Annotated in this window: 19 protein-coding genes and 2 tRNA genes; 13 read left to right on the forward strand and 8 right to left on the reverse strand. The window is 60.2% G+C overall.

Features of this window, described 5'->3' with window-relative positions:
• Positions 1-99: 99 nt before the first annotated feature.
• The 4 genes from GH975_RS10640 to hemA are packed head-to-tail and all read right to left on the reverse strand — an operon-like array spanning position 100 to position 3,957.
• A complete protein-coding gene (locus tag GH975_RS10640; protein WP_153714503.1) occupies positions 100-828 on the reverse strand; it encodes a HesA/MoeB/ThiF family protein in 729 nt (242 codons plus the stop codon).
• A complete protein-coding gene (locus tag GH975_RS10645) occupies positions 825-1,619 on the reverse strand; it encodes a HemK/PrmC family methyltransferase (RefSeq protein WP_153714504.1) in 795 nt (264 codons plus the stop codon). Before GH975_RS10645 ends, GH975_RS10640 begins: the two co-directional genes overlap by 4 nt.
• On the reverse strand, positions 1,616-2,701 hold the full coding sequence (gene prfA, locus GH975_RS10650; RefSeq protein WP_153714505.1) for a peptide chain release factor 1: 1,086 nt from the start codon (positions 2,699-2,701) through the stop codon (positions 1,616-1,618). The genes GH975_RS10645 and prfA overlap by 4 nt, the downstream gene beginning before the upstream one ends.
• Positions 2,698-3,957: a glutamyl-tRNA reductase gene (gene hemA, locus GH975_RS10655; RefSeq protein WP_170272633.1), complete on the reverse strand. Its 1,260-nt coding sequence runs from the start codon at positions 3,955-3,957 to the stop codon at positions 2,698-2,700. The genes prfA and hemA overlap by 4 nt, the downstream gene beginning before the upstream one ends.
• An 84-nt stretch (positions 3,958-4,041) precedes the next feature.
• Between hemA and GH975_RS10660 the strand changes: the two genes are divergently transcribed.
• The 4 genes from GH975_RS10660 to GH975_RS10675 all read left to right on the forward strand — a co-directional run bounded on the left by GH975_RS10660 (position 4,042) and on the right by GH975_RS10675 (position 7,156).
• The gene (locus tag GH975_RS10660) at positions 4,042-5,709 is read left to right on the forward strand and encodes a tetratricopeptide repeat protein (RefSeq protein ID WP_153714507.1); all 1,668 of its coding nucleotides are present in this window, start codon (positions 4,042-4,044) and stop codon (positions 5,707-5,709) included.
• On the forward strand, positions 5,706-6,215 hold the full coding sequence (locus GH975_RS10665; RefSeq protein WP_153714508.1) for a lipoprotein insertase outer membrane protein LolB: 510 nt from the start codon (positions 5,706-5,708) through the stop codon (positions 6,213-6,215). The genes GH975_RS10660 and GH975_RS10665 overlap by 4 nt, the downstream gene beginning before the upstream one ends.
• Positions 6,206-7,063, forward strand: a complete 858-nt coding sequence (gene ispE, locus GH975_RS10670; protein WP_153714509.1) for a 4-(cytidine 5'-diphospho)-2-C-methyl-D-erythritol kinase — start codon at positions 6,206-6,208, stop codon at positions 7,061-7,063. The genes GH975_RS10665 and ispE overlap by 10 nt, the downstream gene beginning before the upstream one ends.
• A 17-nt stretch (positions 7,064-7,080) precedes the next feature.
• A tRNA-Gln gene (locus GH975_RS10675) sits at positions 7,081-7,156 on the forward strand.
• Positions 7,157-7,206: 50 nt separating this feature from the next.
• On the opposite strand, the gene GH975_RS10680 is transcribed toward GH975_RS10675, so the two are convergent.
• Entirely contained in the window at positions 7,207-7,590 is a 384-nt protein-coding gene (locus GH975_RS10680; protein WP_153714510.1) for a VOC family protein, read from the reverse strand.
• 141 nt (positions 7,591-7,731) lie between these two features.
• On the opposite strand from GH975_RS10680, the gene GH975_RS10685 reads away from it, so the two are divergent.
• The 5 genes from GH975_RS10685 (at position 7,732) to GH975_RS10705 (ending at position 11,235) form a co-directional block, all read left to right on the forward strand.
• Positions 7,732-8,676, forward strand: a complete 945-nt coding sequence (locus tag GH975_RS10685; RefSeq protein ID WP_153714511.1) for a ribose-phosphate pyrophosphokinase — start codon at positions 7,732-7,734, stop codon at positions 8,674-8,676.
• A 78-nt stretch (positions 8,677-8,754) separates the two neighbouring features.
• Positions 8,755-9,372, forward strand: coding sequence for a 50S ribosomal protein L25/general stress protein Ctc (locus GH975_RS10690; RefSeq protein WP_153714512.1), 618 nt, complete (start codon positions 8,755-8,757; stop codon positions 9,370-9,372).
• A gap of 22 nt (positions 9,373-9,394) precedes the next feature.
• Entirely contained in the window at positions 9,395-9,961 is a 567-nt protein-coding gene (pth, locus tag GH975_RS10695) for an aminoacyl-tRNA hydrolase (protein ID WP_246164721.1), read from the forward strand.
• Positions 9,962-9,973: 12 nt separating this feature from the next.
• A complete protein-coding gene (gene ychF, locus GH975_RS10700) occupies positions 9,974-11,065 on the forward strand; it encodes a redox-regulated ATPase YchF (RefSeq protein WP_153714514.1) in 1,092 nt (363 codons plus the stop codon).
• Positions 11,066-11,158: 93 nt separating this feature from the next.
• Positions 11,159-11,235 (forward strand) — tRNA-Met (locus GH975_RS10705).
• 123 nt (positions 11,236-11,358) lie between these two features.
• Here the strand turns inward: GH975_RS10705 and GH975_RS10710 are convergent.
• Positions 11,359-11,787 carry a c-type cytochrome gene (locus GH975_RS10710; RefSeq protein WP_153714515.1) on the reverse strand — a complete coding sequence of 143 codons (429 nt, stop codon included), beginning with the start codon at positions 11,785-11,787 and terminating at the stop codon, positions 11,359-11,361.
• A gap of 12 nt (positions 11,788-11,799) precedes the next feature.
• A complete protein-coding gene (locus tag GH975_RS10715; protein ID WP_153714516.1) occupies positions 11,800-12,447 on the reverse strand; it encodes a cytochrome b/b6 domain-containing protein in 648 nt (215 codons plus the stop codon).
• Between the two features lie 173 nt (positions 12,448-12,620).
• On the opposite strand from GH975_RS10715, the gene GH975_RS10720 reads away from it, so the two are divergent.
• Positions 12,621-13,508 (forward strand): DMT family transporter, encoded by an 888-nt coding sequence (locus GH975_RS10720; RefSeq protein ID WP_153714517.1) that lies wholly within the window; start codon positions 12,621-12,623, stop codon positions 13,506-13,508.
• Here GH975_RS10720 and GH975_RS10725 read toward each other — a convergent pair.
• Positions 13,487-13,720 carry a redoxin domain-containing protein gene (locus GH975_RS10725; protein WP_211365809.1) on the reverse strand — a complete coding sequence of 78 codons (234 nt, stop codon included), beginning with the start codon at positions 13,718-13,720 and terminating at the stop codon, positions 13,487-13,489. The genes GH975_RS10720 and GH975_RS10725 overlap by 22 nt on opposite strands.
• Before the next feature lie 214 nt (positions 13,721-13,934).
• Here GH975_RS10725 and GH975_RS10730 point away from each other — a divergent pair, with 214 nt between their 5' ends.
• From GH975_RS10730 to GH975_RS10740, 3 genes are read left to right on the forward strand one after another with little or no spacing between them, the layout of a single operon-like run.
• Entirely contained in the window at positions 13,935-14,594 is a 660-nt protein-coding gene (locus tag GH975_RS10730; RefSeq protein WP_153714518.1) for a response regulator transcription factor, read from the forward strand.
• On the forward strand, positions 14,591-16,084 hold the full coding sequence (locus GH975_RS10735) for an ATP-binding protein (RefSeq protein WP_153714519.1): 1,494 nt from the start codon (positions 14,591-14,593) through the stop codon (positions 16,082-16,084). The genes GH975_RS10730 and GH975_RS10735 overlap by 4 nt, the downstream gene beginning before the upstream one ends.
• Before the next feature lie 45 nt (positions 16,085-16,129).
• Complete coding sequence (locus tag GH975_RS10740; protein ID WP_153714520.1) at positions 16,130-17,380, forward strand: ABC transporter substrate-binding protein; 1,251 nt, start codon at positions 16,130-16,132, stop codon at positions 17,378-17,380.
• Positions 17,381-17,446: the final 66 nt, after the last annotated feature.

Here is a 17,446-nt window from a genome sequence, read left to right on the forward strand (position 1 = left end):
GGCGGCGGCGCCAACCGCAGCCAACAATAGAAAGCATCCAAGCAATCGCATGGCAGGTCCCTGCATCTGTGAATTTGCTGTCTAATTAAAGACCAATTCTCAGGGGTTGTGGGCACTTGACCGGCAATCACAGTGTTCCCGGTGCGTAAATGAGAGGTCCATCACATCTCCGTGGGGACCATCCCAGCGCCGCAGTCGCCCGACCGGCAGCGCCGCGACCGCACCTAGGTAGCTCAACGCCCACAGTGCCTGAGTGGTCGCGACCTGATTGACCACCGGGCCCAGCACACCACTGGTGTCGCACTGCTGGGCCGGCTCACGGATATGCCCAAAGACACATTCGAAGCACGGCGCGCCCGGCGCGAATGCCGCACATTGACCCGACCACATCAGCGCCGTGCCCATGATCCAGGGCAGCCGGTGACGGCGCGCCGCATGGTGCATGCACAAGCGCGTCGCCAAGTTATCACTGGCGTCGATCCACAGGTCATGATCGCTAAACCGACCCGCATTGTTGTCGTCAAACGCCAGCACCTGTGCGTCGACCGACCCCAAACCGGACAACAAGCGTGCCGCCGCCTCGACTTTCGGGCGACCGACATCATCGGCGCTGAACCACTGACGACTGAGGTTACTTAGGTCGACCCGATCCGGATCGACCAGCGTGATGCTGACACCGGCACGCACCAGATGCTGAGACAGCCCGTGCCCAAGGCCGCCGGCACCGACGATCAGTACACGGCTATTGATGACGCGTTGCTGGGCCTCGATGCCCCAGCCGTCTAACAAAATCTGGCGGCTGAACTGGTTTAACTGGTGGTCATTCATAGCTGCCCTCCGGTGATGCGGCGATGACCGCCAACATCCGTCAAGTGCCGAACCCGGCCAAACCCGGCCGCGCTCAGGGCATCGGCCACCGAATCCGCTTGCTGATACCCGTGTTCGAGCCAAATCCAACCACCGCTTAGCAAACGCGCAGGGGCGGCGGCAATAATCGCCTGTAAATCTGCCATGCCACGATCCGCCGCGACCAAGGCCTCGAGCGGCTCAAAACAAACCCCGTCGCCACGCAATTCCGGTTCGCCAGCGTCGATATAGGGAGGGTTGGCCACCAGTGTGCCGATACAGTTCGGGGCGATCGCGTCGAGCCACGAGCCGCGGACCAGGCTGACGCCGCGGCCACCCAGGTTGCGCCGCGCATAGGATAAGGCCTGGCACGAGCGCTCCAGCGCCAGCACCATGGTATCGGGGTGTTGCTGTTTCAGCACCGTGGCGAGCGCACCCGAACCGGTCCCCAGGTCCAGAATCGGACCGGGCCCCAATGTGATTTGGGCGAAGGTTTCACTGTCCGGGCGCGGTACCAATACGCCTGGCCCAACCGCAAAGGTGGCGTCCAAAAAGTCAGCACGACCGCTAATCACCGCCAGCGACTCGCCGGCGACGCGACGTGCCAGCGCCGCCTCAAATGCGGCCTGCGACAATTCGCGCTCCGGGTGAATCATCAAACTGACCTGGTCAACACCGGCCACCGCCATCACCAGCCAACGCGCTTCCATACGCGGATCGGCCAGCCCAGAAAGGGCTGACTGTGCCGTTGCCAGCGCCTGACCTAAGGTCATTCGCCGGACAGACTGGCCAGCTGTTCGGCCTGATACTCGCTCAACAGCGGGTCCAACAACGGATCCAAGTCGCCTTCCATGACCTCAGCAAGCTTATACAGCGTGACGTTGACGCGATGGTCGCTGACGCGACCTTGGGGAAAGTTATAGGTTCGGATTCGCTCACTACGATCGCCCGAGCCGACCAAACTTTTGCGCGCCGCGGATTGCTCGGCGTGGACCGAATCCTTGGCCGCCTGATTCAATCGGCTTTGCAACACTGAGAGCGCCTTGGCCTTGTTCTTGTGCTGCGAACGCTCGTCCTGGCACTCAACCACGACCCCTGTTGGCAGGTGGGTAATGCGAATCGCCGAGTCCGTGGTGTTGACGTGCTGGCCGCCGGCGCCGGATGAACGGAAAGTATCAATGCGCAGCTCATCCTTGCTAAAGGACACCTCGTCGACCTCGCCGGCGTCGGGTAACACCGCCACCGTACAGGCCGAGGTGTGAATACGCCCCTGACTTTCGGTCGCCGGCACACGCTGAACGCGATGTGCGCCGGATTCGAATTTCAAGCGGGCATAGACATCCTGGCCGGAGATCTTGGCGACCACTTCGCGATAGCCGCCCATTTCACCGCTCGATTCACTCATAATTTGCAGCTTCCAGCGCTGACTTTCGGCGTAGCGTGCGTACATGCGGAACAAATCGCCCGAAAACAGAGCGGCTTCATCGCCCCCGGTCCCGGCCCGAATTTCCAAGTAAATGTCCTTGTGATCGTCCGGATCTTTGGGCAAGAGGGCACGGGTCAGGTCGTCCTCCAAGGCCGCCACCTGGGACTTCAAACCCGGCAGCTCCTCGCTCGCCATGGCCTTTAAGTCCGGGTCCTCATCACTCAACCACGCCTGGGCTTGCTCCAAGTCGTCGACGACCGATCGCCAGCGCTGATAGACGCCAACGGGCCCTTCCAACTCAGAGTATTCGCGCCCCAGGGTGGCGAATTTTGAGGGGTCGCTCATCACCTGTGCATCGGACATCAAGGCTTGGACTTCTTCAAAACGGTCTAACAGCCCTTCCAGGCGGCGTTCAATTCCGGGGTTCAATCCCTATCATCCTTATCAAGCCCAAGCACCTTTAAGGCCTGCGCCAGTTGCTCGGGGTGGGTGGCGGCATCGCGCAGCCCGAGGGACGGCTCGTGCAGCAATTTTTGGGTCAATTCATGCGCCATCCGCGCCAGCACCAACTCCGGCGACTCGCCTTTGCGCAGCCGCGACAGGCTTTTAGTCAAGGCGACTTCGGCTTGGCTGGCGCCACGTTGGCGCAGCTGGGCTACATGCCGCCCCGCATCACGCACCGCCTGATCGCGAGCCAGACTTTCAATTTCGGCCTCGATAATCAATTCCGCACGGCTGCCGGCTTCGGCGCGTTTGGCTCGGCCTTTATCAATCACTTCACGCAGGTCGTCAACGCTGTAAAGGTAAACGTCAGCCAGCTCGTCTACTTCCGGCTCGACATCGCGCGGCACCGCCACATCGACAATCATGATCGGACGGCGCCGGCGCGCCTTTAGCGCTCGCTCCACCATGCCCTTGCCGACCAATGGCAGCGGCGCCGCGGTTGAACACACCAGCAGGTCCGCATGCACCAAGGCGTCGCCCAGTTGATTCAAGGGCAAGGCCTGAGCATTCAATTCCGCGGCCACTTCGCGGCAACGCCCCATCGAGCGGTTAACCAGTCGCAATTCGCCAATGCCGCGCTGGCGCAGGTGTCGGCCGACCAACGCGCAGGTTTCACCGGCGCCCAACAACACCGCATTGCAGTCCTCAAGGCTGTCGAACACACGCTCGGCCAAGCGCACCGCCGCGAAGGCCACGGACACTGGCTCTTTGCCAACATCAGTTTGGGTGCGCACTTTTTTCGCCGCGCCAAACACGTGCTGCAGCAGATGATGCATGGACGAACCAAGGTGGCCATTGGCTTTGGCCACGGCCATAGCGGTTTTGAGCTGGCCAAAAATTTGTGGTTCGCCCAAGACCAGCGAATCCAAACCCGCCGCCACGCGCATCAAGTGACGTGCTGCATCCGCATCGTGGTAACGATATATGTGGGCACTGAGCTGGGCCGGATCCAGATCCGCACGCTTGGCCAACCAATGCAACATCGCGGTTTCATCGGTGTGTTCGCCTTGGATCACCACTTCCGTGCGGTTACAGGTGCTTAGAATGAGTGACTCACTGGCACCGGTAGCGGCCTTGATTTGCGCTAATTGGCCCGGAATTTCCGATTCGGAGACGGCCAAACGCTCGCGCAAATCAACCGGCGCGGTGTCGTGGTTCAATCCAATCGCTAATAGGGTCACAAAAATCTGGCCTGTGATGAAAACGTTGTTGTCGCGCACTTTAACACGCTGGAGCGATTACGCAGTCACTGGCATAGTGAGCCAATGAAATGGATCCCACTGTTTGTCCTGCTAAGCAGCGGCTGCGCGTCGCTGACCGGCGACATCGCGGCGCCGCCACACCCCCAAGCCGCCCCGGTGACGCCGATGGCGCCCGGCACTTTGGGCGATCTGCTAAGCGCCGAAATTGCTTTGAACCAAGGCCAGCCTGCCGTTGCCTTCGACTTTTTGCACCGCCAAGCACAAGCCACCGGGGATCGCGCCTTGATCCGGCGCGCCGCACGGGTCGGCACTCAGGCAGGCCCGGCCAATGCGCTGCGTTCAGCGATCGCCTTTGCCGACGCCGAGCCTGAGTCGTTCGAAGCCCAGGCCCTCGTGGCGCGCGCTTACCTGACCGACGGCAACGCCGCACGGGCTGCCGGCGCGCTGCATGCGGCGGCATTGCTGCGCGCTGACCAGCCGCTAGGCTTTGTGCGCGACCTGATCAATGACAAGCCAGCACTGGCGCAGCAGCTGACCGATGCCCTAGGCGACGATGACGGCAACGGGCTGGCCATCGAGATCGTGCGCGCCCATGCCATCGAGCAGGCAACTGGCCCACGCGCCGCACTGACGGTCATCAAAGCGCTGGCGACACGCCACCCCAAAGACTTAGGCGCTCTGTCCGAACTGGCGCGACTGTCCCAACAAACCGGTGACATCGAGGCCGCCATCAGCGCCCTGCGCCAAGCCCGGCGCTACCACCCAGACAACCTGGGACTGACCCAAACCCTGGCCCAGTTACTGGTCGGCGAAACGGACTACGCCAGCGCCATCGGCCTGTTTGATGACCTGATTGCACTGGCCGACGACCCGGCGCCCTACCGGCTATCCCAAGCCATGCTGGCGATGGAGCTGGAGCAACTGGACTTGGCCGAACAGCGCGCCCAAGAAATTATCGACCAAGTCGACTACCGCGATGATGCGCTGTTGCTGCTAGGAACCGTCGCCATTCGCCAAGGCCGACTGGGCGATGCCCGCGGGCATTTGAGCCAGGTTCGAGGCGACAGTTTTTTGAGTGCACGCTTTCGTTTCGCCGAGGCCGCCATTGCACAGACACCCCAGGCCATCGCGGCATGGTTTGATGAGGCCCGCGCCGTGCGCCCCGACTTGGCCGCTGCGCTGACACTGAGCCGCGCCCAGATTATCGCGGACAGCGGTGACAAGGCCGCCGCTTTGCAGGTATTGGACGGTGCAATCGAGCGCTCACCAGACGACACCGAGTTGCTATATGGGCGGGCCATGATGCGCGACGGCGATGACTTGGCCGGCATCGAAGCGGACCTCAACAAAACCTTGGCGCTGGACCCGGACGACGCTTCGGCGCTGAATGCACTCGGCTACACCTATGCCGATGCCAACCTCAAGTTAGAACAGGCCCTCAGCCTGATTGGCCGCGCCCTTGCCATTCGCCCAGACGATCCGGCGATACTGGATTCCATGGGCTGGGTCGAATACCGACTCGGCAATCTGGCAACAGCTGCGCAGTGGCTCGAACGCGCGCTGGCATTGCTTAAGGATGCCGAAATTGGCGCGCACCTCGGCGAGGTTCAGTTTGCAATGGGCCTGCAAGACCAAGCGCGCGCGACCTGGCGTGATGCCCAGACGCACGACGCCGACAACCCGGTGCTAATAGAAACACTCGACCGATTGATTGGCAGCCAATCGCCATGATGCGCCTTTTTTTAGTGGTGCTGGCTACGGCTATCGGCGGCTGCGCGGTGCAACCCGGCGCCCCCCTGACCGGCCCAAATGACGCCCAAATCACCGGGCGCGTCAGCCTGACTCACGACGGACGCCGCGACGCTGGGGGCTTCACCTACCGCAGCGCTGGCGCCCGCCAAAGCTGGATATTGTTCGGCCCAACCGGCACCGCAGTCGGCGAACTCAGCAGCGGCCCCCGCGGCGCGCGCTGGCAACCCACGGATGGTGATGCGCTAGCGGCTGCGGACATCGATGCGCTGGTCGAAACCGCGCTCGGCGTGGCCGCGCCACTCGCATCCGCACGGGACTGGATATGGGGCCGCGTGCCATTAGGGGCGAGCGCGCGCGATGGCGGCTTCAACCTTAATGGTTGGCGCCTTGAGTGGCTGAAATACACGGCCGACGGCGTACCCCGACTCATGCGCCTAACGCGTGGCGACACCGAACTGCGGCTGGTCGCAAAAACATGGCAGTAAGCCCACGGCTGAGGCCGTCAGCCGCCCACGGGTTTGAATGCCAGATTGATGCGCCGGCCAAGGTCAACCCACTGCTACATGTGCTGGGGCGCCGCGACGACGGTTATCACGACCTGCAAGTCGGATTTGAGCTACTGGACTGGGGCGACCGGATCCACTTCAACGCCGATGTGGCCTTTACGGTGGATGGCATCGACGGACTGGCCATGGAGGCCAACTTGGTCACCCAGGCCGCTCGCGCCCTCGCACTGGACGCCGGGATTGTGCCGCGCGGCCACCTGCGCATCGACAAACGCACCCCACAGGGCGCGGGACTGGGCGGTGGCAGTAGCGACGCGGCGAGTGCGTTATTGCTGCTACGGGACGCCTGGGCTTTGGCCACCAGCGATGAAGCGCTGTCCGCCATCGGCTTGAAACTGGGCGCCGACGTGCCGGTCTTTTTGACCGGGCGCGGGGCCATCGGCCGCGGCGTCGGCGAAAGGCTGACCCCGATGGCGTGGCCGAGGCGGCGCCTTTTACTGTGCTTCAGCGGGACCGATGTACCCACTGCAAAGATTTTCCAAGACAAGGGCTTGACTCGCACCAGCGACCCCATTACGATTCGCGCCGCTTTGGACGGGCACGGACACAACGATTGTGAACCGGTCTGTCGCCGCCTCTTCCCTGAAGTTGAGCGGCTGTTCGTGGCCCTAGCGCCCTTTCAGCCTTCATTGTCAGGCACCGGCGGAACGGTATTTGTCGAGATCCATGACCCGGATCAATTCGACCAAGTCAAAGCAGCGCTGCCGGATGGAACACAGTTCCAAGACGTCAGCACCACAGAGTACTCGTCAGCCATCAAAAGCTGATTTACACTGTGAACCATTGGGGTGTGGCCAAGTGGTTAAGGCAGCGGTTTTTGGTATCGCCATTCGAAGGTTCGAATCCTTCCACCCCAGCCAAACAACAAAAAAGCCCGGTTTTACCGGGCTTTTTTATGCCTGCTGGACTATCAGCTACGGCCGATCAAGTCCCACAAATTCCCGTACAGATCGCGAAACACCACCACCTTGCCGTAAGCTTCCTGGCGCGGATCCTCGATAAAGTCGACCCCGGCCTCGGTGTAGCGGGCGTAATCGCCGTCAAAATTATCCGTGTGCAAAAACAAAAACACGCGACCGCCGGATTGATTGCCAATCGCCGCCTTTTGATCAGCGCCCTTGGCCTTGGCCAGCAGCAACGAACATTCCGAACCGGGCGGTGTCACCACGACCCAACGTTTTTCCGCGCTAACTTCTGAGTCTTCGGTGGCATCGAAGCCCAGCGTTCCCACATAATAATCCAAGGCCTCATCGTAGTCCGATACGACCAACGCAATGCGCGCCAGTGATTGCATAACTTACTCCCTAATCAATTCGCCTAGGATAGCAAAGCGCAATCGCCACAACCGCTGATCCGATCAAAATATTGGGTATGTTTTTGGCCGCAAAAGTCTGTAGAATTTGCGCCCTTGGAATCGGCCCCACGGAGAACGGACATGGCGCAAATGATGATTTTTTCGGGTAACGCAAACCCGAAGCTGGCAAGCGATATCTCGGAGTACCTGGGCATCCCGCTGGGCGCGGCTGAAGTCGGCAAATTTAGCGATGGCGAAATCGCCGTCGACATCGCCGAAAACGTTCGCGGCAAAGACGTCTTCATCATCCAACCGACCTGCCGTCCGACCAACGACAACCTGATGGAGCTGGTGGTCATTACTGACGCACTGCGCCGCGCCAGTGCCTCGCGCATCACCGCCGTCGTCCCGTACTTCGGCTACGCCCGCCAGGACCGACGCCCGCGCAGCGCCCGTGTCGCGATCACGGCCAAAGTGGTCGCGGACATGATGGTCAGCGTCGGCGTTGACCGCGTCATGACGGTCGACCTGCACGCCGACCAGATCCAAGGCTTCTTTGACGTCGCCGTTGACAACATTTATGCAACGCCGGTGCTGCTGGACGACATTACCCAGTCGCGTTACGAAAACTTGCTGGTGGTGTCCCCGGACATCGGCGGTGTCGTGCGTGCCCGCGCCATTGCCAAACAGCTGGACGATGCGGACCTTGCGATCATCGATAAGCGCCGCCCCAAGGCCAACCAAGCCGAAGTCATGAACATCATTGGTGACGTTGCCGGTCGTACCTGCATCATCGTTGACGACATCGTCGACACCGCCGGCACCCTGTGCAACGCAGCAAAAGCACTGAAAGAAAAAGGCGCCCTCAAAGTCATCGCCTACTGCACGCACCCGGTATTAAGCGGCAAAGCGTTGGAAAACCTGTCCAACAGCGAGCTTGACGAACTGGTCGTCACTGATACCATCCCGCTCCAGCCTGAAATGCTGGATTGTGGTGTGGTCCGCGTGATCAGCATCTCAGAACTGATTGGCGAGGCGATGCGCCGCGTCAGCAACGAAGAATCCATCTCGGCGATGTTCCGCTAACGGAACCTCCCGGGGGATAAACGGCGATAACTGGTCGAGGTTGTCGCCACTACACTTACCTTTAATAGGAACATAGACATGGCAAATTTTGTTTTGAATGCCACCAACCGTGACGTAACAGGGAAAGGTTCGAGCCGCCGCCTGCGCCGTCTGGAAGATTTGGTGCCGGCAATTGTTTACGGTGGACAGGGCGAACCCGCTCAGCTCAGCCTCAAGCACAACGAGCTGAGCAAGCTGCTCGAAGACGAAGCCTTCTACGCATCGGTCATCGACTTGAGCATCGACGGCGCCAGCGAAAGCGTGATTTTGAAGGACCTGCAACGCCACCCGGCTCGTCCGGTGATTTTGCACGCTGACTTTATGCGCATCGACATGAAGGTTGAAATCGTTGTCCACGTGCCGCTGCACTTCATCAACGAAGAAACCTGTGTCGGCGTTAAGATGCAGTCCGGCAAGATCCACCACGACGCATCAGACGTTGAAGTCCGTTGCTTGCCTGGCGATCTGCCTGAGTACATCGAAGTCGACATGATTGACGTCGAAGCGGGCACCACCTTGCACCTGTCTGACTTGGTATTGCCTGCTGGCGTTATCTCAACTCAGCTGGCACTGGGCGCGGACCACGACCAGCCCGTGGTCGGTGTTAACAAGCCGAGCGGCGCCGCTGCTGACGAAGACGGCGAAAGCGAAGAGTAATCCACTCTTGGCGTCGACCTTCTTGATAGCGGGCCTGGGAAATCCAGGCTCACGCTACGACCAAACCCGGCACAACGCCGGGTTTTGGTTTTTAGACGCACTCGCAAAGCGCGAGGGGCTGACGTTTCGCAATGAAGCCAAATTTCACGGCAGTTATTGCAAAGCGACAATCCACGGATGCCAGCAACTGCTGGTGATGCCGGGCACCTTTATGAACCGATCGGGCCAAAGCGTTGGTGCCCTGGCCAAATTTTATAAATTGCCGCCTGAACAAATCATCGTGGTCCACGATGAGCTGGACTTGCCCGCCGGCAGCATGAAATTCAAGACCGGCGGCGGCCATGGCGGCCATAATGGCCTGCGCGACATCCACGCACACCTGGGGTCGCCCAACTACCACCGCCTGCGCATTGGCATCGGTCACCCCGGTGACGCCAAAGCGGTGGCTGACTATGTATTAAAGGCCCCCTCGATCGGCGACCGCCAATTGATCGACGGCGCGATTGATGAGGCGCTGCGGGCGCTGCCCCTTATTTTGGACGCGGACTTTGGACGCGCCACCAACCAAATTAACGGCTACCGGCCGTAAACAGGAGTTTCCATGGGTTTTAAGTGCGGCATCGTCGGCCTACCTAACGTTGGCAAATCAACACTTTTCAACGCCTTGACCAAGGCCGGCATCGACGCCGAAAACTTCCCCTTTTGCACGATCGAGCCGAACGCCGGTGTGGTCCCGGTACCCGATCCGCGCCAAGACAAGCTGGCGGCGATTGTTAAGCCGGAAAAAACCATTGCCACGACCATGGAATTTGTTGATATCGCAGGCCTGGTCGCCGGCGCCAGCAAAGGCGAAGGTCTGGGCAATAAATTCCTCGCCAATATCCGCGAAACGGACGCCATTGCCCACGTCGTACGCTGCTTTGACGACGACAACGTGATTCACGTTGCCAACAAAGTCGACCCACTGGCGGACATCGAAATTATCAACACCGAGCTGGCCCTGGCTGACTTAGACACGGTTGAGCGCGTCCACAATCGCCAGACCCGTGCCGCCAAAGGCGGTGACGTCGAAGCCAAGGCCCAGGTTGCACTGTGCGAGCGCCTGCTGCCGATTTTGAACGAAGCCAAACCGGTTCGTGCGCTGGACTACAGCGACGAAGAACTGCGCCACTTGAAGTCACTGCAACTGCTGACGTCAAAGCCGACCCTATACATTGCCAACGTCAGCGAAGACGGGTTTGAAGGCAACCCCCACCTGGATGCACTGAACGCGCTGGCGGCCACCGAAAACGCCACCGTGGTGGCGATCTGCAACAAGCTGGAATCCGAAATCGCCGAATTGGACGACGACGAGCGCCAAGAGTTCCTGGCCGATCTGGGCATGGCAGAGCCGGGCCTGGACCGCGTCATTCGCGCAGGTTATGAGTTGCTAGGCCTGCACACCTACTTCACCGCCGGCGTCAAAGAAGTACGCGCCTGGACGGTCAAGAAAGGCGCCACCGCGCCCCAGGGTGCCGGTGTTATTCACACTGACTTCGAGAAAGGCTTCATCCGCGCCGAAGTCATCGCCTACGACGACTTCGTCAGTTTGGGTGGTGAAGCCGGCGCCAAAGAGGCCGGAAAATGGCGCTTGGAAGGCAAGGATTACATCCTAAAAGACGGTGACGTAGTGCACTTCCGCTTCAACGTCTAAATGGACCGAAATGGCGACCGTAAAAGGTCGCTATTTCCCCGCCAAACAGCGTTGACAAGGTGTTTTGGTGCGCCTATCATTCGCGCCCACGATGGCTATGTAGCTCAGCTGGTTAGAGCACAGCATTCATAATGCTGGGGTCGGTGGTTCAAGTCCACCCATAGCTACCATCTTCGTTTTGCCCCCACCCTGTTACTACTTTTCGGCCTGACTGCATGCACTCAGGCCGTCTGCGTTAATCCAATCGCACCGGCATCCCGGACGCCTGGACGCCTAGCCTGGTATGGCCGGCGCTAGTCTGCCTTGTAGTCGTCATGGCAGCCCTTGCAGCTAACCATGACCTGTTTAAACGCCACCGCCGTGGCATCCGAGTCGGATGTTTGGCTGACGCTGAGTAAACGCGCGGTCGCCATTTCATAGTCGCCGGCCTTGGCACTAAATCCGGCCCAATCCGTCCACACACTGTCCAGCGCCTCAGAGGGGCTCGGGTTACTGCCCTCGGGAAAATAAGTGGTCATCTCGGCCGCCCAGGTATTGAGCGCACGGGCGTGTGTCTGGATACGTGCAAAATCACCGGACTTTAACCCGCCGCGAATGGCTTTTGCGCTGTCTTTACTGGCGCCAAAGCGATCCATCCGCTCTTTGACGACGCCGCTGGCCCCATCGTGGGCGAGTGCCGCCGCCGACACCATCAGCGCCCCTAGTACCGTAATTTTAATCATCCGATTCACCCTTTACTGAAACTGCCCAACACGCATTAAACCGGCGACCACCACCAGCGTTGCGAGCAGTAACCATAAACCACCGCGCACCAGCACCGCGGTGCCAAAGCGCTCGTGACCGCCGGCTTTGCGCCCGTGGATCATGCCCTGAATCAAGGGTTCTTTCATCAGTCGCTGATGCCAAAAGATTGCCAACACGTGCCCCAGCACCGTCAGAATCAAGACCTTGCTGGTGATATGGTGAACTTGGGTGATCAGCGATGAGTTCGCCGATCCGACGAAATGGCTGAGGGGGCCATCGAACATCAGGTCATCCGACGCAAACAACCCGGTCACCGCCATCAAGGCGATCAGCGCCATCAATACGATCACGCCTGCGCCGCCGGCATGGGTATGGCCGGGAACGGCCTCGTGCTGACGCCGACCCAGTTTTTTAAAGCTCTCGATAATGCGCCGCGGTGAGCCCACAAAATCGGCAAAGCGCGCATGCCGCGTACCCCAAAAACCCCAGCCGATGCGAAATACCACCCACACCAGCAGCGCGATACCGGCCCAGGCGTGCCGATCGCGCAGCGCCATGTCCTCGCCCGAGTACACCTGAAAACCGATCAGTAGCACCACCAACCAGTGACCCATTCGCACCCAAATATCCCACACCATCACCGACGTCCCCCAGTTGACTGAGAATCAAACTGTGCGGCGACCGCAGTGAAGTCAATAGCGGACCCTGCAACCCTGGCCTGTGCTCACGCAAATTTGCGCGACAACGACACGGCGCTACGGATCAAACCAAACCGCGATTACACTTCGCCATCTGTGTTGGAAGGGCGACCATGACCTACCTTACCGCGGCCCTGTGGGTGGTGTTTGCCGCTGCGCTGTTTGGCCTACAGCCGATCTATGGGCTGATGCTCAAAGACTCCGCGATCGATGTGAACGGCATGATGCTGATCCGGTTTGCGGTGCCGACCTTGGCTGCGCTGGTTTGGGTCGGTTTGACCCGCCCGTCCCTCCAACCCTGGGCCTGTGCGCAGCATGCGCTGATGGGGGTGGCCTTCGCGCTGACTGGCATTGGCTACTACCAAGCCGGCTACCAGATCGGCTTCAGCCTGGCCGTACTGCTGTTCTACAGCTTCCCCCTGATTGTCACGGTTTACACCGCCCTGTGCCTGCGCGCCACGCTGCGCCCGGTCCAAATCGGTTCAGTGGTAGTCGCCACCGCCGGGTTGGTGCTGGCGATTGATGTTGGCGACGTACAGGCGTCCGCAATCGGTATCGCGTGGGCGCTGTTGGCGGCTGCGTGCTACGCCTTTATTTTGACCTTTAAGTCGCACTATGCGCCGCCGCTGGCGGAATCCGCTTCGTTGCTGATGTTGACTGGCGGCGCCACAGCCACGGTGTTAGTGATCGGCATGAGCAGTGGCTGGACATTGCCCAGCACGCTATACGAATGGCAGTGGAGTCTGGCGCTGGCACTGTTTGCCGGGTTGGTGCCGATCGCCCTGATCATGCTGGCGTCGCCCGTCACCGGCGCCACCGATTCGGCCACCTACTGTTTAATCGAGCCGGTGGTGGCGATCGCGGTGGCGGTCGGATTTATGGGCGAGCCGTTTTCAGTCCGGACTTTGCTGGGCGGCACGCTGACACTGATTGCAGTTACGGTGCTGGTACGGACGCGACATCGCGCACGCCCTGTCGATCAAAGCGCCTTGGTGCAGTAGTAGAAATCTTTGCACGGGTACTGCGCGTCGTTAAGCCGCGCAAAGGCCATGAATTCGGTCGTACAGACCGGCGTAAAATCCGCCGGATGGGAAAACAATAGCAACCATTTTCCTTGATAGTCAGCCAGTGTACGGCGGCCGGATGTGGTGTCAGCGTCGAAGTCTGGCGCAGCTTCATTTAAACGCGGCAGCCCTACGTGCGTTTGATCCATAGCGATCGCTCCATGTAAGTCGGCCCGGCGGCCCAAAACGGCCGGCCCCGGCAACCCGTACGTTCGGCGCGACGGGCGACTGCGGGCACCCGACCACCGTCCAATTTCAAACCCACCTTGAGCTAGGTCAAACCGGGGCATCCGCGCATAAAACCGTTGGATTTGGCGGACACAGTCATTAGGCTCCGAGCTAACGCGCTAGGAAGGGTTTGCGATGCACCGGGTATTTTTAGTTGACGACGATCCAGAGATTTGCGAGCTACTCAGCAGCTACCTCAGCGGCAACCAGCTACAGGTGACCGCCTTCGCTGATGCCGAGTCACTGTTGGCGACCCGCTTAGAGGGCGCGGATTGCGTGATTTTGGACATCGGCTTGCCCGGCATGGATGGCCTGCAAGCGTGCCGCGCAATTCGATCGACCCATGATCTGCCAATCCTAATATTGACCGCCGCCGGCGACGACGTAGATCGCATTTTGGGGCTCGAAATCGGCGCCGACGACTACATGGGCAAGCCCTTCAATCCGCGTGAATTACTGGCCCGAATTCGGGCATTACTGCGCCGGTCAGTCCCGAAAATCCCAGTCGGCGGCTTTGCCCATATCAGCCACGCCCGCGAAGTGCGCTTTAACGGCGCCGCGGTTGCACTGACAGGATCCGAGTACACCGCCTTCGTCACGCTGTGGGACCACAAACCCGGCGTGGTCGACCGCGACACCCTGGGGCTGGCGCTGCACAACCGTAAACCCGGCCCATTTGACCGAACCGTTGACACCACCGTCAGTCGCCTGAGGGCCAAACTGACGGACGCGACCGGCCACAACTGCGTGCGCACCGTTCGCGGCCAAGGCTACGCGCTGATCATGCCGCAATGAGCGCGCTGGGACGCCTGCGCGACCGCTGGTTACCGCGCTCGATTGTCGCGCGCATGAGCCTTGTACTGTTCGTCGGCATTTTGATTGCGCAAACGCTGGGCGCGGCCCTGTGGGCTCGACAGGTAGCTAATGATGAACGCAAACGGCTGGTCGAGGTGTCCGAAAACCTGGGCGCCCGGGTCGGCCAAACCCTGCAGTTTTTCAACCGCCTGCCCGATCAGTACCGACACGTCGTGCTAGATCAACTGCGCGACATGGGGGGCACGCGTTTTTTCGTCTCGGTCAACCGCCAACTGATTGACCTGAATCAGCTGCCTACGACCGACCGCGCCGAGCTGTCCAAACAGGTCATCGCGACCCAACTGCAAGCGCAAACGGGACCACTCAACGACCTTAGCCTGCAGTTGGTTGCCTTTGAGCAACTAAAAATCCTGTCGGGTAACAACCTGATGGTTGACCTGCCGTTACGGTGGAAGCGTTTTGCACTGGTCAACCCCGGCGATCAAAGCCCGGTAGTCGTCATTCAACATCGGCTGAACGCGGGCGAATGGATCTATGTGGCGGCGGTACTGCCGGTGGGAGAAGCCATCCAAGGCAGCCAGTGGCTGACCCCGGAGCGGCTGTGGAGCTTGACCTTGGTGTCGCTGACAGTGCTGGCGCTGACCACCGCGCTGGTGCGTTGGATTGTCGGTCCGCTACGGCTGTTAGCACGCCAAGCCGATGCCCTTGGGCGCGGCCAAACGCCGGCGCTGATCGTCGAACAAGGCAGCCGCGAGATGGTCTCGACAATTCGCGCGTTCAACGTCATGGGGCTGCGCATCCACAAATTTATCGCCGACCGCGAACGCCTGTTCGCATCGATCTCGCACGACCTAAAAACACCCCTGACACGGGCACGCTTGCGCGCGGAAATGCTGCCGTCCGAGCAAGGCGAGCCCCTGATCCGGGACTTAGGAAACCTAGATGTGATGGTCAAGGGTGCGCTGCAAATGATGAAAGAAGGGGCGATCCACGAGAACCCCGAACCGGTTGAGCTGAAATCGCTGTTAAGCCAATGCCTGCAATCAGCCACCGTGGCCGGCGTCCCCAGCAGCCTAATCTGCGACCCCGCCCTGGTTATTCAGGGGCGGCGCTTGGCGCTGGAACGGGTATTTTCCAACCTGATCGATAACGCAGTCCACTACGGGCGCAGCATCGATGTCAGCGTACGGCCTGCCGCCGGCGCCATCGAATTGAACTTTAAGGACCGTGGGCCGGGCATTCCCGACGCGCTCAAATCCAAAGTATTCGATCCCTACTTTCGCGCCCAGCATAGCCCCAGCACGATCCACGTCGGCTTGGGCATGGGCATTGTGCGGTCCCTGGTCCAGCAGCACGGCGGCACCATTGAGCTATCGGATCGGACCGGCGGCGGGCTGGTGGTAAGACTATTACTGCCGCTGTCACACTTTGACACAAACCGAAACGTTGAGGCACACCCAGCTCCGTAGTCTGGCTAGGTCAAAGTTGACACCGATAATAACGAGGACGATCACATGAAGTTGAAGCCTACACTTGCCGCCATCTTGGCCGCATCTGCCGCAGCACTGAGCCCCGCACACGCCAATGAAGTTGAAGTACTTCACTACTGGACCAGCGGCGGCGAAGCCAAAAGTGTTGCCTACCTAAAAGAACGTTTGACCGCATCCGGCGTTAGCTGGAAAGACTTTGCGGTCGCCGGTGGTGGCGGTGAAAACGCCATGACCGTACTGAAATCACGCGCCGTGTCCGGCAACCCGCCGACTGCCGCACAAATCAAAGGGCCGTCCATCCAAGAATGGGGCGAGCTGGGCTTTTTGGCCGATATCGACTCGGTCGCTAAAGCTAACAACTGGGATGGCTTGCTGCCTGGCGTGGTATCCGACGTGATGAAGCACGACGGCAAATACGTCGCCGCACCCGTCAACGTTCACCGCGTCAACTGGCTGTGGGCTAACCCAGAGGTATTCAAGAAAGCCGGTGCTACCATCCCGACGACCTGGGCTGACTTCATGGTCCAAGCCAAGAAACTGCAAGACGCGGGCTTCATCGCCCTCGCACACGGCGGCCAGGCATGGCAGGACGCGACCGTATTTGAAGCGGTCGTATTGGGTGTCGGCGGCGCTGACTACTACCAAAAAGCCTTCGTAGAGCTGGACATGGACGCGTTGAACAGCGCCACCACCGAGGAAGTCTTCAAGGTCTTCGGCGAGCTGCGTCAGTTCATCGACTCGAACAGCCCCGGTCGTGACTGGAACGTCGCCACATCAATGGTCATCAACGGCGAAGCCGGCATGCAGATCATGGGTGACTGGGCCAAAGGCGAATTCGGCGTTGCCGGCAAATCAGCAGGTACCGACTACGTCTGTGTCGCTGCACCGGGCACTTCGGGCGCGTACACCTTCAACGTTGATTCGTTTGCCTTCTTTAACCAGAGCGACGCCGGCGCACAAGACGCCCAGCAAGCCATGGCCAAAGAAATCCTGAGCACCGAGTTCCAAGAAGTCTTCAACCTGAACAAGGGCTCGATCCCGGCTCGTTTAGGCATGGCACGCGATCAATTCGACAGCTGTGCACATGACTCAATGGATGCCTTCGTCGCCAGTTCAGCCAACGGCTCACTGGTCCCCAGCTTTGCCCATGGCATGGCGGTTTCAGAAGCAGTCTCCGGCGCCATCTACGACGTCGCGACCAACTACTTCAACTCCGACACCTCGGCTAACGACGGCGCCAGCCAACTGGTCAGCGCCATCAAAGCGGCCATGTAAGACGAGTTAATTCGTCTGAACACCCCGGGGGCCTTAGGGCCCCCACTCTAAACCCACGGGAATTCC

This window comes from Litorivicinus lipolyticus, assembly GCF_009650135.1.
Taxonomy (GTDB): Bacteria; Pseudomonadota; Gammaproteobacteria; order Pseudomonadales; family Litorivicinaceae; genus Litorivicinus; species Litorivicinus lipolyticus.

Bases quoted from the DNA above. Each gene is read 5' to 3' on its own strand.
- GH975_RS10640 (WP_153714503.1), bottom strand. From the start codon at position 828: ATGAATGACCACCAGTTAAACCAGTTCAGCCGCCAGATTTTGTTAGAC.
- GH975_RS10645 (WP_153714504.1), bottom strand. From the start codon at position 1,619: ATGACCTTAGGTCAGGCGCTGGCAACGGCACAGTCAGCCCTTTCTGGG.
- GH975_RS10660 (WP_153714507.1), top strand. From the start codon at position 4,042: ATGAAATGGATCCCACTGTTTGTCCTGCTAAGCAGCGGCTGCGCGTCG.
- GH975_RS10665 (WP_153714508.1), top strand. From the start codon at position 5,706: ATGATGCGCCTTTTTTTAGTGGTGCTGGCTACGGCTATCGGCGGCTGC.
- ispE (WP_153714509.1), top strand. From the start codon at position 6,206: ATGGCAGTAAGCCCACGGCTGAGGCCGTCAGCCGCCCACGGGTTTGAA.
- GH975_RS10680 (WP_153714510.1), bottom strand. From the start codon at position 7,590: ATGCAATCACTGGCGCGCATTGCGTTGGTCGTATCGGACTACGATGAG.
- GH975_RS10685 (WP_153714511.1), top strand. From the start codon at position 7,732: ATGGCGCAAATGATGATTTTTTCGGGTAACGCAAACCCGAAGCTGGCA.
- GH975_RS10690 (WP_153714512.1), top strand. From the start codon at position 8,755: ATGGCAAATTTTGTTTTGAATGCCACCAACCGTGACGTAACAGGGAAA.
- ychF (WP_153714514.1), top strand. From the start codon at position 9,974: ATGGGTTTTAAGTGCGGCATCGTCGGCCTACCTAACGTTGGCAAATCA.
- GH975_RS10710 (WP_153714515.1), bottom strand. From the start codon at position 11,787: ATGATTAAAATTACGGTACTAGGGGCGCTGATGGTGTCGGCGGCGGCA.
- GH975_RS10715 (WP_153714516.1), bottom strand. From the start codon at position 12,447: ATGGTGTGGGATATTTGGGTGCGAATGGGTCACTGGTTGGTGGTGCTA.
- GH975_RS10720 (WP_153714517.1), top strand. From the start codon at position 12,621: ATGACCTACCTTACCGCGGCCCTGTGGGTGGTGTTTGCCGCTGCGCTG.
- GH975_RS10725 (WP_211365809.1), bottom strand. From the start codon at position 13,720: ATGGATCAAACGCACGTAGGGCTGCCGCGTTTAAATGAAGCTGCGCCA.
- GH975_RS10730 (WP_153714518.1), top strand. From the start codon at position 13,935: ATGCACCGGGTATTTTTAGTTGACGACGATCCAGAGATTTGCGAGCTA.
- GH975_RS10735 (WP_153714519.1), top strand. From the start codon at position 14,591: ATGAGCGCGCTGGGACGCCTGCGCGACCGCTGGTTACCGCGCTCGATT.
- GH975_RS10740 (WP_153714520.1), top strand. From the start codon at position 16,130: ATGAAGTTGAAGCCTACACTTGCCGCCATCTTGGCCGCATCTGCCGCA.